Source organism: Flavobacterium mesophilum (assembly GCF_039581405.1).
Lineage (GTDB): Bacteria > Bacteroidota > Bacteroidia > Flavobacteriales > Flavobacteriaceae > Flavobacterium.
In genome coordinates this window covers 121,148-139,201 of sequence record NZ_JBCPXZ010000005.1, presented here as the reverse complement: position 1 = coordinate 139,201, position 18,054 = coordinate 121,148, and the positions used below count along the sequence as shown (strand labels likewise).

Here is an 18,054-nt window from a genome sequence, read left to right as displayed (position 1 = left end):
TTCAGTTGATATGACTACCTTTGCAAATTAAATATTATGCAAATGTCACATAAAGCAGGTTTTGTAAACATCATCGGGAATCCAAATGTTGGAAAATCAACATTGATGAACGCTTTCGTTGGAGAGCGATTATCAATCATTACATCAAAAGCACAAACTACTCGTCATAGAATTTTAGGAATTGTAAACGGAGAAGATTTTCAATTAGTCTTGTCTGATACGCCTGGAATCATCAAACCCGCGTATGAAATGCAGGAATCGATGATGAACTTTGTAAAATCGGCTTTTGAGGATGCTGATATTTTAATCTACATGGTCGAAATAGGCGAGCAAGATCTTAAAGACGAAGATTTCTTTAAGAAAATCATCTATGCTAAAATTCCGGTTTTATTGCTTTTAAATAAAATCGATAATTCAAACCAAGAACAATTAGAACAGCAAGTTTCTTTCTGGAAAGAAAAAGTGCCAAATGCAGAAATTTTCCCAATTTCAGCTTTGCAGAATTTCAACGTTCCAGAAGTTTTTGGAAGAATTATCGAATTATTGCCAGAATCTCCAGCTTATTACCCAAAAGACCAATTAACAGACAAACCAGAGCGTTTCTTTGTAAACGAAACGATTCGTGAGAAAATCTTATTGAATTACAGCAAAGAGATTCCGTATGCGGTTGAAATCGTGACAGAAGAATTTCATGAAGATGAAAATATTATCAGAATCCGTTCGGTAATTATGGTAGAGCGCGATACGCAAAAAGGAATCATCATTGGGCATAAAGGTGCTGCTTTGAAAAAAGTAGGAACAGATGCTCGTGCTGATTTGGAGAAATTCTTCGGAAAACAAATTCACATTGAACTTTACGTAAAAGTGAACAAAAACTGGAGAAGCAACGCTAATATGTTGAAGCGTTTCGGATATAATCAATAGTTTTAAATTGTTTCAAGTTTCAGGTTTCAAGTTGAATACCGAGCCTAAAACTTGAAATTTTAAACCTGAAACAAAATAAAAACTTAGGTGTTTAGAATCTTAGCGACTTAGTCACTTTTTTAACTACCTTTGCAAAAAATTTGAACAAAGCATTTTGGATTACAAGCGATTAGGTTTTTAAGGAATTAAAACCTAAAATCTGAGATCCAAAATCTAAAATTAAAAAAAATGAGTAATAACATTGTTGCGATAGTAGGAAGACCTAACGTGGGGAAATCAACCCTGTTTAATAGGCTGATACAAAGAAGAGAAGCTATTGTAGATTCAGTATCTGGGGTTACCCGTGATAGAAACTATGGTAAAAGCGAGTGGAACGGAAAAGAGTTTTCTGTCATTGATACAGGTGGATATGTTCGAGGGTCTGATGACGTTTTCGAAGGTGAAATCCGTAAACAGGTAGAGCTTGCTATCGACGAAGCCGATGTTATTATTTTTGTGGTTGATGTTGAAGAAGGAATTACGCCAATGGATGAAACGGTTGCTAAATTGTTGCGCAAAGTAACAAAACCAGTTTTATTGGCCGTAAATAAGGTTGATAACGCAATGCGTGAGAAAGATGCAGTTGAGTTTTATAACCTTGGTTTAGGTGATTATTACACTTTCGCGAGTATTTCTGGAAGTGGAACGGGAGATTTATTGGATGCTTTAATTGAATCTTTCCCAGTAAAACCAGAACCAGTTACGCCAGAAGTTGTTTTGCCTCGTTTTGCTGTAGTTGGTCGTCCAAATGCTGGAAAATCAAGTTTTATCAATGCATTAATTGGGCAGGATCGTTTTATGGTAACCGATATTGCTGGAACAACTCGTGATGCGATTGATACTAAATTTGACCGTTTTGGTTTCGAATTCAACTTAGTTGATACTGCGGGAATTCGTCGTAAAGCAAAAGTAAAAGAAGATTTAGAATTTTATTCTGTAATGCGTTCTGTTAGAGCAATCGAGCATGCAGATATTTGTATATTGGTAATTGACGCAACTCGTGGATTTGAAGGTCAAGACCAAAGTATTTTTTGGTTAGCTGAGAAAAACCGTAAAGGTGTTGTAATCTTGGTAAACAAATGGGATTTAGTTGAAAAAGATACCATGTCAACTCGTGATTACGAAGAGAAAATCAAAAAAGAATTAATGCCATTTACAGATGTGCCAATTCTTTTCGTTTCGGCTTTAACAAAACAACGTTTATTGAAAGCATTAGAAGCTACAGTTCAGGTTTTCGAAAATAGAAAACAAAGAATTCCGACTTCAAAATTCAATGAATATATGTTGAAAGTGATCGAAGCGTATCCGCCACCGGCAACAAAAGGTAAATACGTAAAAATTAAATATTGTATGCAATTACCGACAGAAGTGCCTCAGTTTGTGTTTTTTGCGAATATGCCACAATATGTTAAAGAACCATATAAAAGATATCTTGAAAATAAAATCAGAGAAAATTGGGACTTTTCAGGAGTGCCAATTGATATTTATATCAGAGAAAAATAAAAATAGTAATCCCCGTTTATACGGGGATTTTTTTTGCTCATTTCACAAAAGCAAGCCTAATTGTTAAATATACAATTAAACCTTTAAGAAGCGTTGTGGTCTAAATAGTACTAACTGACCATTTATGACCAAATATTTTTTATATCTGCTGTTTTTTCTTTTTTGCGTTTCTGCCAATGCGCAAAATGATATTATCCTCAAAGGAACCGTTGTTGATCTTAATACACAAGTTCCGCTTGAAATGGCGACCGTATATTTTACAACCGTAAAAGATTCTGCTGTAATTGAATATGCTACGACTGATAAAAACGGCGTTTTTAGAATCAATACCAAAAAAATCAATAAACCTGTTTATTTGAAAGTCAATTACATGGGCTATCAGACTTTTGTTGAAGAGCACAAAGAACTTATCGAAAGCAAGGATTTTGGAAAATTATATTTGGCCGAAAACATAAATGCGCTGGAAAATGTGGTCATCAAAACCGAAGCACCGCCAGTTGCCATTAAGAAAGATACCTTAGAATTTAATGCATCGGCTTTTAAAGTGAGGCCCGATGCGAATGTCGAAAATCTCCTAAAACAATTGCCTGGAGTTGATGTTGACAACGACGGAAAAGTTACTGTAAATGGGCGAGAAGTCACGCAGTTTTTAGTCAACGGAAAAGCTTTTTTTGATAAAGACGGTCAAATGTTATTGAAAAACATGCCGGCTGAAATCATCAAAAAAGTTCAGGTTTCAGATTATAAAACGAAGAAAGAAGAACTGGCAAAACAAGAATCGAGTTCTGATAATTCATCAATTAACTTTACGGTTGATGAAAAGAAAAATAAAGGTTTCTTCGGAAAAGTGTTGGGCGGATATGGTTCTGATGATCGCTATGAGAGCAGTTTGATTATGAATTTCTTCAATAATAATCAGAAAATTAGCGTTTTGGCATCTTCTAATAATATCAATTCAACCGGTTTTTCGATGGATGATGTATTTGATAATATGGGAGGCGGGCGAAATAATAATGCCAACAGAGATAATTCTACAAGCGGAAAAGGTATTATTCAGTCTAATTTGGCTGGTATCAATTATTCAGATGAATGGTTTAAGGATTTCTCGGCTTCTGGAAGTTATAATTTTTCGAATAATATAACCAACAACGATAGCAAAGCCAATCAGTTGAACTTTTTGCCAACAGGAAATATCATAACGGAATCAGATGCGAAAACAAGAACTGAAAACACGGGAAATAAAGCCAATTTTGAGTTCGAATACAAGCTTGATCCAAGCACGCGAATTGTTTTTACGCCAAAATTCAATCAAACGCGAGTAGATAGCGACTCCGATTCGTCAAGCGCTTCTCAAGACGAAAATGGCCAAGCTTTAAATGAAAGTACAGCGTCTTCTCGTCGAGAAAATACGACGACTAATTTTGCCAATACTTTAAATTTCAATAAAGCATTTGAGAAAAAAAATCGTAACCTGAGTTTCGTTTTTGACAATAATAACACAGACGCGATTACGGATGCATTGAACATTTCGGAGACTATTTTTCATCAAGACAATAAGCCAAATGATACACGAAATCAGACGACTAGAAATGATAATGTGAACGATGCATATTCATTAGACATTGAATATACAGAGCCTATTACAGATTCTTTGCGAATTAGATTTGGTTCTGATTTTGATTGGCAAAATGAAATAAAAGATCAAAAAACATTTGATTATGATGCTGATACACAATCGTATTCTCAAATAAATCAATCTTTGACGACTTATACAACTTCAAAACAGAATTCGGTTAGTCCTAAAGTTGGAATTACGCTTCAAAAAAATAAATACACTATAAATCTTGACACCAAAACTTCGATTATTGATTACGATAATCATGCTTTTTATTTAGGAAAACCAACGGATTTGAATCAGAAATATGCTTTGCCTTTTGCGACGGCTCAATTTCGATATAAATTCAGTCGTTCAAAAAATATGACTTTTAAATATGATTATTCGAATACGCTTCCGGCTTCAAGCTTTTTATTGCCAGTTGCTAATTTGAGCAATCCGCTGAATACAATTATCGGAAATCCGAATTTGACGCCAATAGAAAAAAGCAGCGTGAATTTTAGTTTTAGAAATTTTGATTTCCGTACGCGTTCTGGCTACAGCGTGTATGCAAGAGGAGATTATTATACAGATGATATTTCTTCTACTTCATTTTATGATGATAGTGGAAAAAGAACGACAACATATGTGAACATTTCAGACACATACACCTTTACTGTTGGCGGAAATTGGAATCAATCGATCAAGAAAGATGCAAATACATTTCGATATGGTTTGCAGTTGAACGGAACTTACAGTTTTGATAAAGGTTTCACAAATGGAGTTTTGTACAATGCAAAAGGAACTGCCGTAACGCCAAAAGTATATTTGTCATACGAATATGGAGAATTGCTTGTAATTGCACCATCGTATAGCTTGTCATACAATGAAACAAAATATGAAAACTACACGCGTGATGCGACTTCAAATGTGGTACACCGAATTAATTTGCAGACTACGAGTTATTGGCCTTCTAAATTTATTTTCGGAAATGATTTTGGCTACACATACAATTCTAATATTTCGAGTGATTTCAAAAAGGACTTTTATTTATGGAATACCAGTTTGTCTTATGGCTTTTTAGACAAAAAACTATACGCAAAAATTAAGGTATATGATGTTTTGAATCAAAATCAAAGTGCTACAAGAACGATCTCGGCAACTTCAATCCGAGATGAGGAAAATACTGTTTTAAAACGTTATGTCATGTTTTCATTAGCTTACAAAATTGGAAATTTTGCAGGAAATGAAAAAGGCAAGAGACGAGGCCGAGAAAGAGAGGAGTAGGTTTTCTCTTTCTGGAGAGGCGTACTTTTGGTGCGTCTCTTTAAGGCTTTTTTCTTAAGATTCTAAGGTGCTGAGGTTCTGAGGTGCTAAGGTATAGAAAAAGCGTATAATCAAATTTTAATTTGATTATACGCTTTTAATCTTTATTGGAAATGCCCCTTAGCATCTTAGCACCTTAGAACCTCTTATCAATTCTATGATAAATCGTGAAACGAATAATATCTCGGTCATAAAAATCTACGCCACTGGCGCGTCTTTGGAAGTTTTTGATGTAACCCAACTCTAATCCGATGTTGGGGTTGAAATGATAGCGAAGTGCAACGTAAAACCTATTTTGGTCAAAAGTATTCAGTTTGTTGTCTTTTCCAAAATTGAACATGACTTCGTCTGAAATTGTACCTTTTAGACTTCTGCCTTCTTTTTTCCAAAGATCAAAAGTAGACTGCAAGCGGTAACGAAATCTCAAGGCAAATGAAAATTCATCTAACAATTCTGTTTTCGAAGCTTTTTCTATAAAACGTTCTTCGAGCTGAAAACGATTGTGAAAAGTGATTTTGGCAATATCGTTAATCAAAGTAATATCTTGCTGAATGCGATATTCAGGAACAGAGAAATTAGGATCTACGTATGGATTTTGTGTGTTTACGCTAAAAAAAGCAAATCCGCCACCTAATTCGGCAAGTTTGCTGGCACGATAACGTCCCTGAGTTCTAATGACAAAAAGGTTTTCATGAACAGGATTCAAGAATGTGCGATTGTCAAATTCAGAATGAAGAGCCCATTTTTCAGATAGAGGCAAAATATTATAGTAACGAGTCCAGGTCAATGTTTGCTGGTCGATTTTCCTTTCTTGCGCAGATAAATTTGTGCCAATTAAGCCAATTAAAAACAGTAGTTTGAAAAACTTCATCTAATCTCCATAAATTCAGGCTGCGAATATATAGAAATCAGAGTTGATTTTAAGCAGATTAAAATTTGGTTTGAATATAATTTTGTGATTTCAAAGAATAAAAAAACGAGACAAATTTAAAAACTTGCCTCGTTTTAATGATTTAAACTAACTAACTTAACCGCTTACAGTGAATACTTTAACGTAATTCCGTAAGTTCTTTGATCACCAAGAACTCCTGCATATTGTCCTGCGTTACCACCAGCAGGCAATAATTGTTCGTAATAATCTTTATTGAATAAGTTTCGTCCCCAGAAATGAACTGAAAGTCCTTGAGAAGCACGGAAACCTAAACGTGCATTAAAAATAGCATAACCTTGCACGACTAAATATTTTGAAGCCGATGGGCTTGAAGAAAATTCAGAACGAGCATAAGAATCAGCTGCCACAAATATTTTCCCTCTGTTTCCAAAGAATGTTGCATTGTCAGAAAGTTCACCTCCTAAAGATCCTGCCCATCTTGAAGCTCCTGGCAAATCAGTTCCAGAAACATCTTTGTATGCTACTGGAGCACCAGTTTCTTCTAATGGAAGCGGAGCGTTTGTAAATTTCACATATTTACCATCTGTATAAGTTGCAGCGGCGTTTACTGTCAAGTGTGTACTGAATACAAAACTTGCATCTAACTCAGCACCTCTTACACGTACTTTATCAGCATTTGCCAAATAACCGCGGTTTACACCTAATTCAGCTGCTTGAACGTTTGTTTGAAAATCTTTAATATCAGTGTTAAAGAATGTCAAGTTCAAAATTGAATTTTTAAACGGAGAAGTTTTTACTCCAAATTCATAATGATATACTTTTTCAGGTTTGATCACTGCAAGATCAAGCAATGGATTTCCTTTTGCGTCAGATGGAAGTCCGGCAACGTTCACACCAACTGGTTTGTAGCTTTTTGCAAAAGTACCATAAGCGTTGATTTTGTCTGAAACCTTGTAAGTAAGCGTAATATTTCCTGAGAAGTCTGTTTTGTCAGTATTTGAGTCAAATGCTTGATCAGAGTAAACCGATTTTTTCAAAGCAAGCAACGCTGGATCTGTAGTTTGCAAACCTCCGTAAGTGGTACGAGAATAATGCGCATCTTTTTTATCGAAGTTGTACCTCAAACCTGGCAATACGTGAAAACGTTCTGTGATTGCCCAATCAATTTGGCCAAATACTGCAGCACTAGAAGCTCTGATATTTGCATCTGTTTTGATTCCGTATCCTTCAAAAAGTCCTGGAGTTTTCCATAATGGGCTAGTCGTACTTTGAGAGAATCTCCATTGTGCATTTCCAGATTCTTCTGTTCCATCTGTTTGCGAAGTTTGATCAATAAAGAACGCACCTACAACACCGCTTACTTTGCTAGAAAGCTGACCAGCATAACGAACTTCTTGAGTTACTTGTGTCTGTCTGGTTGGATTTTGAGATTTTGCCAATACTTGCAATCCTGTAAAATCTCTGTCATTTGATGGATCCCAGTTCCAGAATCTCCAAGCTGTAGTCGAAGTCAATGTTCCAGGGCCAATTTTTGTGTCAATATTAAGCGAAATACCTCCCATGTCCTGATTAGAGCGCCATGGCGTATCATGATCTATTTTGCGATCAAAAGCATTTAAGCTTGGCAATTGATAATTCAAATCTTTGATAATAGCATCAAATTGACGATAAGCCGCTCTTTGAGTTGGCGCAACACCAGCAACCACCTGTGCGTATCCGTCAGGACGTTGTGTAGTAATATCCGCTGCTAGAATAATATTTGTATTTACAGATGGAGTCCAAAGCAACTGACCTCTTAGTCCTTGATTGTTTAGCGTATTAGTTGGTCTTCCTGTAGCGACATTGTCAACTAAACCATCTCTTTGTGTTCCTGAAAAAGAGATTCTTCCAGCAAGTTTTTTGCTTATAGCTCCAGTAACCGATGCTTTTGCTTGTAAAAAGTTATAATTTCCATAACTAACTTCAAAATCTGCTCCTGTAGAGAAACTTGGTTTTCTAGTCGTAATATTAAAAGCACCTGAAGTCGTGTTTTTTCCGAATAATGAACCTTGTGGTCCACGCAAAACTTCAATTTGCTCAACATCAATAAAATCTAAAGTTGTTGCCGCTGGACGAGCATAATAAACACCGTCAACGTAGAATCCAACTCCAGGATCGATTCCGTCATTTGTTAATCCGAATGGAGAACCTAAACTACGAATGTTGATTCCGGTATTTCTTGGGTTTGAAGAATAAAGCTGTACTGAAGGAACCAATTCTTTGATACGGTTCACGTTGAAAGCTCCCGTTTGTTCTGCTTGTTTTCCTGTAATTACAGAAATTGCAATTGGTACATCTTGAACTTTCTCGATTCTGCGTCGTGAAGAAACCACTACCTCAACAAGCGCGTTTTCTTCATTTAAAACAATTTGCAATGGAGTTGCTGGCAAATCGTCGATTTCAATTTCTGTTGTTTTGTAACCAACGTATTGAATTAAAAGCGTAACAGGAAGTTTTCCCTTTGTATCAATTACAAATTTTCCTGTACCATCTGTAATTGTATTTGAAGTTGTTCCTTTAATAACAACGTTTGCTGCTTCTAATGGCGTGTTTTCAGTGGTTTTAACTACACCTTCGATGTTTTGTGCGAATGAGATTGAAAAAGTTAAAACTGCTAGTATTGTGAGTATATTTTGTATCGAATTTTTCATTTTTATATTAAGTATATATGATTAGTAGAGTTTAAAAATAAATTTTTTTTACCAACACATACACATCATACAAGAACTGCTTTTTACAGTTTTGAACTGAATACCATAATTTGCCTGCGATAGATTTTTTACATCTAATAAACCGAAATGTACTTTCATGAGTTAAAAATTTGTAAATGGTTTGTTAATTATTTTTGGCAAATATATGTATTAATTCTATAGATTTACTAGGAATTAGAAAATATTTTTTTATTTCTTCACTAATGAAGCGATTGTGATGCCTTCCATAGCCTTCAAAGTTTTGTCTCTAATCAGCATCAAACCGTGACGCAGACTGCATTCAGACTCGGTTTTGCAATCGGAGCAAGGCTCGTAAAAATTTAAAGAAGCGCATGGCAAAAGTGCAATTGCACCGTCAAATAATCGGTGAATTTCTGCCAAAGTGATGTCATTTTTTGATTTTATCAGATAATATCCGCCAAATTTTCCTTGCTTGCTGCTCACAAAACGTCCTCGTTTTAGATCTAATAAAATTTGTTCTAAAAACTTTTTAGGAATATTAGCGCCATCAGCAATTTCTATAGTTCTAGAAATGTGATTTTCGTCTTGTTCTGCTAAATAAAGTAAGGCCTTAAGGGCGTATTTTGCTTTATGTGATAACATCTATATTAAATTGTAAAATGTAAATGTATGATTTTTTAAACTTGAAACCTAAAACTTGGAACCTGAAACCAATAAAACTTGAAACAAAGTAATGTTTACCAGCTTCCGCCAGAACCTCCACCAGAGAATCCGCCACCGCCAAAACCTCCACCGAAGCCTCCGCCACCGCCGAAACCACCTCCAGATGATCCGCCGAAACCACCAAAACCTCCTCTTCCGCCACTTCTTCCAAGATTACTCAAAATAATGACATCAAGCAGGCTAGGGCCACCGCCACTGTTGCCTGAATTTCCTCCTCCGCCTCGTTTGTTTCGAGACATTAAAATCAGAACAATAACAACAATTACAATGAAAGGCAAGACAGGGAAGCCTTGTCCTTTGCTTTTTTTGCGTTCTCCTTTATATTTTCCTTTAAAGACATCAAAAAGCGCATCAGCTCCTTTGTCTAAACCTCTGTAATAACTTCCAGCTTTAAATTCGGGAATAATAATGTTTCTGGTAATTTCTCCACCTATACCTGCGGTTAAACGATCTTCGAGTCCGTATCCAGGTGAAATCCAGATTTTTCTTTCGGCTTTAGCCAATAAAATTAAAACCCCATTATCTTCATTCTTTTGTCCAATTCCCCATTCGTGTGCCCATTTTGGAGTAAGAATACCAATATCTTCTCCTTTTAGGCTTTCAATGGTAATAACAACAATTTGGGTTGAGGTTGAATCTGAGTATCGAATTAATTTTTCTTCTAATTGTGTTTTTTCAGAAGCACTTAAAACATTCGCATAGTCGTAAACAGAAGTTTGAAAATCAGGTTTTTTGGGAATATCGAATTGTGCAAAAGTCGCATTGCAGATAAATAACGTGATAAACAAAAGAGTAATTTGAAAAATTCGATTGGAATTTGGAATTTGAGATTTGGAATTTTTCATCATTTATCCTTTTGAAATTTCGTTAGATAATTCGTTTGTGTCATCTTCCTGAGATGGAAAATATTTTTTGAGCTGTTCGCCGGCATTCAAAATACCATCAACAATTCCTTGCTTAAAATTTCCAGCTTTAAAATGATTCGTCATAACGTCTTTGGTGCAATCCCAAAAATCATCAGCAACCAAATCATTAATTCCTTTGTCTCCACAAATCACAAAGTTTTTGTCTTCAACTGCAAAATAAAGCAAAACGCCATTTTGCAATCTAGTTTCATTCATTCGCAATTCATGAAAAACTTCTAAAGCTCGGTCAAAATGAGCTTTAGAAGTTGTTTTTTCTATATGTACTCTAATTTCGCCAGAAGTATTATTTTCAGCCATACGAATAGCTTCAACAATTTCTTGCTCTTCTTCTTTGGTTAAAAAATCTTCTACTTTTGACATCTGATTAATTTTAGAGTTTAGATTGCTGATTTTAGATTTTTTGTCTAAAACCTATTAGAATTTTACTTCAACAGGTTTATCTGCTCCAGTAGAAGCTTCAAAGTATGGTTTTTCTTTGTATTCACTTAAGAACCAATTGTTTGGAATTTTTAAAACATATCCGTTGTAAACTTGAACAGCTTCGTTGAAACGAGTTCTAGCAGTTAAAATTTGGTTTTCAGTACTAGCTAATTCGTCTTGTAATTTCAAGAAATTCTCGTTTGCTTTTAAAGTTGGATATTGCTCAACAGAAACCAATAATTTTGATAATGATGAAGTTACACCACTTTGCGCTTGATTGAATTGCGCTAATTGCTCAGGTGTTACGTTGCTTGGATCTATAGTTACTGAAGTAGCTTTTGCACGAGCTTCGATTACTGCAGTTAAAGTTGATTTTTCAAAATCTGCAGCACCTTTTACAGTGTTTACTAAATTCCCGATAAGATCATTACGTCTTTGGTAAGCCGTTTGAACATTTCCCCATTCTTTATTTACAGCTTGGCTATGTTGCAAAGCAGTGTTTTTAATACCAATCGACCAAAATGCGATAATAGCAATAAGTGCTACAATAATTCCTACAGGGATTAACCACTTTTTCATATTTGTTTTGATTTAAGTTTATTTCAATTTTTAATTACAATTCGTTTTTTATGTCGTTTAATTGTGTTTTTATCGATTCTAATTTACGTATAATTTCGAATTTATCTAATGTTTTCTTTTGTCCCTCTTTCAAATGTATTTTGGCACCTTCTAGCGTAAAACCTCTTTCTTTAACGAGATGATAAATTAACTGCAAATTGGTAACATCTTCGGGTGTGAACATTCTGTTTCCTTTGGCATTTTTTTTTGGTTTCAGAATGTCAAATTCGCTGTCCCAAAAGCGTATCAAAGAGGCATTGACATTAAAAGCTTTGGCAACTTCGCCAATACTGTAATATCTTTTGTCTTTTGAAAGTTCGATATGCATGATTCGTTTTTTTCTATTTTATTCCAAAAATACTATTTTTTGTACTATTAATCTAATGATTGGTTTTCTTGATTTGCCATTTGTGAAATTGCCACATATTCGGCAGCTGAAATATTTCCATAATAGAAATTCAGCGGATTTACGACTTTTCCGTCTTTATGAACTTCATAATGGCAATGCGGACCTTCGGATCTTCCTGTACTTCCCACATAGCCAATGACGTCTCCTCTTTTGACATGCTGTCCTGGTCGGCAATTGTATTTGCTCAAATGCGCATACAAACTTTCATAGCCAAATCCGTGCCGTATTACAACATGATTTCCAAATCCCGAAGCAGCTGCATCAGCTCTCTCAACAACACCGTCGCCAGTCGCATAAACAGGAGCTCCAGTGTTGGCTGTAAAATCCATTCCGTTGTGCATTTTTCTCACTTTCGTGAAAGGATCAATACGGTATCCAAAACCTGAAGCAACTCGTTTTAAACTTTCGTTCTGCACAGGTTGAATTGCTGGAATGGCTAATAATAAATTCTCTTTTGCTCCAGCTAATTTTAAAATCTCATCTAATGATTTAGACTGAATGGCCAATTGCTTTGAAAGCTTGTCAATTCGTTTTGTCGTATTTAAAACCAATTGCGAATTGTTATAGCCTTCCAATTTTTTATATCGCTCAGCATCTCTGAAACCTTCTTTCCGGATCGAATCTGGAATTTCAGTTTTATTAAAATAAATTCTGTAAATATTATTGTCTCTGTCTTCGAGCGATTCGGCAACATCATCAATTTCATCCATTTTTTTATTCAAAATCGCATATTGCAGCTTTAAATTTTCAATTTCGCGAGCCTGCAAACGATCTTTTGGTGTTTCAAAATAGGAGGTATTGATTAAAAGAACAAAAATTAAAAAGCCAAATAGCGCTGAAGCCAACAAAAACAGGAAAGCATAACCAATTTTTGCCCTTTTTCTGGTTTTTATTTTCGTATAAGCCAGATTTTCTGAGTCGTAATAATATTTTACTTTCGCCATATTTTAAAATACCCTATTTTTGCAGCTTGTAAAATAAGTTAGTCGAACAAAATTAAAAAATGTTTCAGTTGTTCGAGACTTTTTTTCAAGAATAAAAGCAATTAGATAATGTGTCAATTTGATAATTAGATAATGTAATAAAAACGAGATTTATTGTTTTGAATTTTAAGTTTTTAATTAAAATTTTCTAATGGTCACATTTTCAGATTGGTTAATTGTCTAATTGACACATTTTCAAATTATCTCATTATAAAACATGAAATCACAAGACGTACGTAAACAATTTTTAGATTTTTTTGAGAGCAAAGGGCATACTATTGTCCCATCAGCTCCTATTGTCCTTAAAGACGATCCAACTTTGATGTTCAATAACTCGGGAATGGCCCAGTTTAAAGAATTTTTCTTAGGGAACGGAACTCCAAAAAGTCCAAGAATAGCCGATACGCAAAAATGTCTTCGTGTTTCTGGAAAACATAATGACCTTGAGGAGGTTGGTATTGATACGTACCACCACACGATGTTTGAAATGTTAGGAAACTGGTCTTTTGGTGATTATTTCAAAAAAGAAGCAATCAACTGGGCTTGGGAATTATTGACTGAGGTTTATAAAATTCCAAAAGAGAATCTTTATGTTTCTGTTTTTGAAGGAAGTAAAGAAGATAATGTTCCGTTTGACCAAGAAGCTTGGGATATCTGGAAAACTTTAATCGATGAAGACCGAATCATTTTAGGAAACAAAAAAGATAATTTCTGGGAAATGGGAGATCAAGGACCATGCGGACCTTGTTCTGAAATTCACGTTGATTTACGTTCGCCAGAAGAAAAAGCTGAAGTTTCAGGAAAAAGTTTAGTGAATAATGATCACCCTCAAGTAGTTGAGATCTGGAATAACGTATTCATGGAATTCAACCGTAAAGCTGATGGTTCTCTAGAAAAACTTCCAGCACAACACGTTGATACCGGAATGGGATTTGAGCGTTTGTGTATGGCGTTGCAAGGAAAAACATCAAACTATGATACTGATGTTTTTATGCCATTAATTAGAGAAATCGAAACAATTACTGGAGCAAAATATACTGTAAAAGCATCAAACGAAGCGGAAGAAAAAGTAAATATTGCAATTCGTGTAGTTGCAGATCACGTTCGTGCGGTAGCTTTTGCTATTGCTGACGGTCAGTTGCCTTCTAACACTGGCGCTGGTTATGTAATTCGTAGAATTTTACGTCGTGCTATTCGTTACGGATTTACTTTCTTAGGAACAAAAGAACCTTTTATTTTCAAATTGGTTGAAACACTAAGCGAGCAAATGGGAGATTCTTTCCCAGAAATCAGAACGCAAAAAGCGCTTTGTTCAAATGTAATTCGTGAAGAAGAAAACTCATTCCTAAAAACATTAGATCAAGGATTGATTCTTTTAGATGCTGTAATTTTAAATAACGTTGGCGATACAATCGATGGTAAAAAAGCTTTCGAATTGTATGATACATATGGATTCCCAATCGATTTAACGGCTTTGATTCTTTCAGAAAAAGGATTGAAATTAGACGAAAAAGGTTTCCAAGAACAATTGCAATTGCAAAAAGAAAGATCTCGTGCGGCTTCAAAAGTAACTGCTGGAGATTGGAACGTAATTATTGAAGATGATATCCAAGAATTTGTTGGTTATGATAGATTATCACAACAAGTTAAGATTACAAAATACCGTAGAGTTGAAAGTGCAAAAGATGGAGAAATCTTCCAATTGGTTTTCAATGCAACTCCATTTTACGGAGAAAGCGGAGGACAAACTGGAGATAAAGGGTATTTAGAAGCTCAAAACGGAGATATTATTTATATCATTGACACCAAAAAAGAAAACAACCAAACGATTCATTTGGCGAAGTCATTGCCTGAGAATCTTACTGGAACCTTCAACGCTGTTGTTGATGCCATTCAAAGAGCTAAAACTTCTTCAAACCACTCGGCTACGCACTTGTTGCACCAAGCTTTGCGTAAGATATTAGGAACGCATATTGAGCAAAAAGGTTCGATGGTAAGAAATGCTTCATTGCGTTTTGACTTTTCTCATTTCTCAAAAGTTACAGATGAGGAATTGTTAGAAGTGGAAAACTTTGTAAACGCAAGGATTCGTGAAAGTTTGCCATTAATCGAAAAAAGAGCTATCCCAAAAGATCAAGCTCTTGAAGATGGCGCAATTGCATTATTTGGAGAAAAATATGGTGATTTAGTTCGTACCATTAAATTCGGAGATTCTGTCGAATTGTGTGGAGGAACTCACGTGGCAAATACATCTGATATCTGGCACTTTAAAATCATTTCTGAAGGAGCTGTTGCAGCTGGAATCAGAAGAATTGAAGCGATTACAAGTGAAGCAGCAAAAGAATATTTTGAGTCTCAAGCAATTTCTTTCAGCGAAATCAAAGAAGTGCTTAAAAATGCTCCAGATCCTGTAAAAGCGATTCAAGCATTGCAAGACGAAAATGCGCAATTGAAAAAACAATTAGAAGCTTTATTAAAAGATAAGGCTAAAAATATGAAAGCTGATTTGGCTAAAGAATTACAGGAAATCAACGGAGTTCGATTCTTAGCTAAACAAGTAGATTTAAACCCTGAAGGAGCAAAAGATTTGGCTTACGAATTGGGTAATGCTTACAACGATTTATTTGTTGTTTTAGCTACAGCTCACGAAGGAAAACCAATGTTGACATGTTATGTTTCGAAAGAAATTGTAGCAAGCAAAAACCTAAATGCTGGACAAGTTGTTCGCGAATTAGGGAAATACATCCAAGGTGGAGGAGGAGGACAGCCTTTCTTCGCAACTGCAGGAGGTAAAAATGTTGACGGAATCGCTGAGGCGCTTTCAAAAGCGGTTGAGTTTGTTAAATAAAGATGCTAAGAATCTGAGTTTCTAAGATTCTAAGTTTTATAATTTGAAAACAAACCCGATAGATTTTTTAATCTGTCGGGTTTTGTTTTTTCTTATTTTATGTTATTTCGTTTAAATGACAAATATTGAAATTGAATTGCGTCCAGCTTTAGCTGGATGAAAAATATAAGTAAATAATAAAGGCTTTAGCCAAACATAACAGTTTGGCTAAAGCCTTTATTTATAATACTTTTTACCCTCCAGCTAAAGCTGGAGGCAATTCAAAAACTTAGCAACTTAGAACCTTAGCATCTTAGTAGCTTAACGAAAATTTATTTTCTTTCCCCAATCTGCTGGCGCCACATTGCGTAATACAATCCTTTTTCAGCAATCAAATCATCATGCTTGCCTTGCTCAATTATTTTGCCTTGTTCCAAAACAAATATTTTGTCAGCATGCATTACAGTTGATAAACGGTGCGCGATTAAAACTGTGATTCGGTTTTTATCGGAAATATTTCGGATTGTAGCATTGATTTCTTCTTCTGTAATTGAATCCAAAGCAGAAGTTGCTTCATCAAAAATCAATAAATTTGGATTTCTTAAAATTGCTCTGGCGATCGACAAGCGCTGTTTTTCACCGCCCGAAACTTTGATACCGCCTTCACCGATTGTGGTGTTTAAACCATCTTCGGCACGTTTTAAAAGCTTCTCACAGCTTGCTCTTTTTAGCGCGTCGTATAAATCTTCGTCGGTTGCATTTGGTTTTACGAATAATAAGTTTTCGCGAATTGTTCCTGAGAATAATTGTGCATCTTGAGTAACAAAACCTAATTGTTTTCTTAAATCCAATAAATCAATTTCGGTTGAATCAATGTCGTTGTATAAAACTTGTCCTTCTGCAGGCGTATATAATCCAACTAATAATTTTACAAGAGTTGTTTTTCCAGAACCAGATGGCCCAACAAATGCAACAGTTTGTCCTTGTTTGATTTCAAAATTGATGTTTTCAACTGCTTTAAATTTTGCCGTTTTATGTTGAAAGCTCACATTTTTAAAAAGTAGTTTTTGGATTGCTCCAACATGTTTTGGACTTTTCGGACGAAATTCTTTAGGCGCGTTTAATAAAACTCTAAAGTTTTCCATCGAAACTTTGGTTTCATTAATCGCAATAATAAAGTTTCCAAGTTCTTGTAGAGGCCCAAAAATGAAGAAAGTAAAAAATACCATAGTCAATAAATCACCTACAATAATTTTTCCTCCAAATAAGAAATAATACAAAGTGAAAACTACACAAGTTCTTAAAAAGTGAACCGTAGTTCCTTGAATAAAACTCAAGCTTCGGATAAAGCGAATTTTCTCTAACTCTAATTGAAGGATTTTAAAAGTATTTAAGTTCAGACGTTTTTCTTCTTGATACGTTAAACCAAGACTTTTTACAAGCTCAATGTTTCTTAAACTTTCTGTTGTTGAACCCGCCAAAGCATTGGTTTGATTCACTATTTTTTTAGAAACAATTTTGATTTTTTTACCCAAATACGAACTTACCAAAGCAATAATTGGTGCTGTAATTAAAAAGATAATTGAAATGCGATAATCGATTCTGGCAACATAAACGATTACGAAAATGAATCCGATGATCGTTTGAAAAATCAAGGATATCGAAAGTGTAATCAGTTTTTCAGAATCCGAGCGAACTTTAGTCAATTTGCTCAAAGTTTCACCGCTTCGTTGATCTTCAAATTCGGCATATGGTAAATCAAGTGATTTTTTGATTCCGTCCGTGTACATTTGTGCGCCGGTTCTTTGAATAACCACATTGGTAAAATAATCCTGAAAGTTTTTGGTAATTCTGGAAACCATTGCGGCTCCAAGAGAGAGACCAAGCCAAAAAGATAATGATTTGATAAAACCGGCTGCATTTCCATCGTATTTGTGTAGTCCAACACCGCAGTCCTGCATTAATTTACCGGTAATAATTGAATCTGATAAACTGAAACAAATGTTTATCGAAGCCATAATCAGCGCAAAAAATAAAAGCATTTTGTGTCTGATTATATAGGAATATAATAATTTCATATGATTTTTAGAAAAGTGGAAGATGCAAAAGTAAGCAATTGTTTTAGTTTGTGAAGTTCATTTTTGTTATTAAAAATGTAA

The 18,054-nt window shown here is 35.0% G+C and carries 13 protein-coding genes; 4 read left to right on the top strand and 9 right to left on the bottom strand.

Features of this window, described 5'->3' with window-relative positions; genetic code table 11:
* Positions 1-42: 42 nt before the first annotated feature.
* The 3 genes from era to AAYQ19_RS16155 all read left to right on the top strand — a co-directional run bounded on the left by era (position 43) and on the right by AAYQ19_RS16155 (position 5,347).
* A complete protein-coding gene (gene era / locus AAYQ19_RS16165; RefSeq protein WP_343537637.1) occupies positions 43-924 on the top strand; it encodes a GTPase Era in 882 nt (293 codons plus the stop codon).
* A gap of 228 nt (positions 925-1,152) precedes the next feature.
* Positions 1,153-2,466, top strand: coding sequence for a ribosome biogenesis GTPase Der (der, locus tag AAYQ19_RS16160; RefSeq protein ID WP_343537636.1), 1,314 nt, complete (start codon positions 1,153-1,155; stop codon positions 2,464-2,466).
* 124 nt (positions 2,467-2,590) lie between these two features.
* Positions 2,591-5,347, top strand: a complete 2,757-nt coding sequence (locus tag AAYQ19_RS16155) for an outer membrane beta-barrel protein (protein WP_343537634.1) — start codon at positions 2,591-2,593, stop codon at positions 5,345-5,347.
* Positions 5,348-5,522: 175 nt separating this feature from the next.
* On the opposite strand, the gene AAYQ19_RS16150 is transcribed toward AAYQ19_RS16155, so the two are convergent.
* The 8 genes from AAYQ19_RS16150 to AAYQ19_RS16115 all read right to left on the bottom strand — a co-directional run bounded on the left by AAYQ19_RS16150 (position 5,523) and on the right by AAYQ19_RS16115 (position 13,029).
* Positions 5,523-6,257, bottom strand: coding sequence for a DUF2490 domain-containing protein (locus tag AAYQ19_RS16150; protein WP_343537633.1), 735 nt, complete (start codon positions 6,255-6,257; stop codon positions 5,523-5,525).
* A gap of 164 nt (positions 6,258-6,421) precedes the next feature.
* Entirely contained in the window at positions 6,422-8,968 is a 2,547-nt protein-coding gene (locus tag AAYQ19_RS16145; protein WP_343537632.1) for a TonB-dependent receptor, read from the bottom strand.
* Between the two features lie 249 nt (positions 8,969-9,217).
* Positions 9,218-9,631 carry an RrF2 family transcriptional regulator gene (locus AAYQ19_RS16140; RefSeq protein WP_026730483.1) on the bottom strand — a complete coding sequence of 138 codons (414 nt, stop codon included), beginning with the start codon at positions 9,629-9,631 and terminating at the stop codon, positions 9,218-9,220.
* A gap of 95 nt (positions 9,632-9,726) precedes the next feature.
* Complete coding sequence (locus AAYQ19_RS16135) at positions 9,727-10,557, bottom strand: TPM domain-containing protein (RefSeq protein ID WP_343537630.1); 831 nt, start codon at positions 10,555-10,557, stop codon at positions 9,727-9,729.
* Positions 10,558-10,560: 3 nt separating this feature from the next.
* Complete coding sequence (locus AAYQ19_RS16130) at positions 10,561-10,998, bottom strand: TPM domain-containing protein (RefSeq protein WP_343537628.1); 438 nt, start codon at positions 10,996-10,998, stop codon at positions 10,561-10,563.
* 54 nt (positions 10,999-11,052) lie between these two features.
* The gene (locus AAYQ19_RS16125) at positions 11,053-11,637 is read right to left on the bottom strand and encodes a LemA family protein (RefSeq protein WP_343537626.1); all 585 of its coding nucleotides are present in this window, start codon (positions 11,635-11,637) and stop codon (positions 11,053-11,055) included.
* 34 nt (positions 11,638-11,671) lie between these two features.
* Positions 11,672-12,004 (bottom strand): MerR family transcriptional regulator, encoded by a 333-nt coding sequence (locus AAYQ19_RS16120; protein ID WP_026730479.1) that lies wholly within the window; start codon positions 12,002-12,004, stop codon positions 11,672-11,674.
* Between the two features lie 47 nt (positions 12,005-12,051).
* On the bottom strand, positions 12,052-13,029 hold the full coding sequence (locus AAYQ19_RS16115) for a peptidoglycan DD-metalloendopeptidase family protein (protein WP_343537624.1): 978 nt from the start codon (positions 13,027-13,029) through the stop codon (positions 12,052-12,054).
* Between the two features lie 256 nt (positions 13,030-13,285).
* Between AAYQ19_RS16115 and alaS the strand changes: the two genes are divergently transcribed.
* Positions 13,286-15,916, top strand: coding sequence for an alanine--tRNA ligase (gene alaS / locus AAYQ19_RS16110; RefSeq protein ID WP_343537623.1), 2,631 nt, complete (start codon positions 13,286-13,288; stop codon positions 15,914-15,916).
* Between the two features lie 311 nt (positions 15,917-16,227).
* Here the strand turns inward: alaS and AAYQ19_RS16105 are convergent, their stop codons facing one another.
* Entirely contained in the window at positions 16,228-17,973 is a 1,746-nt protein-coding gene (locus AAYQ19_RS16105; RefSeq protein ID WP_343537621.1) for an ABC transporter ATP-binding protein, read from the bottom strand.
* Between the last annotated feature and the right edge of the window lie 81 nt (positions 17,974-18,054).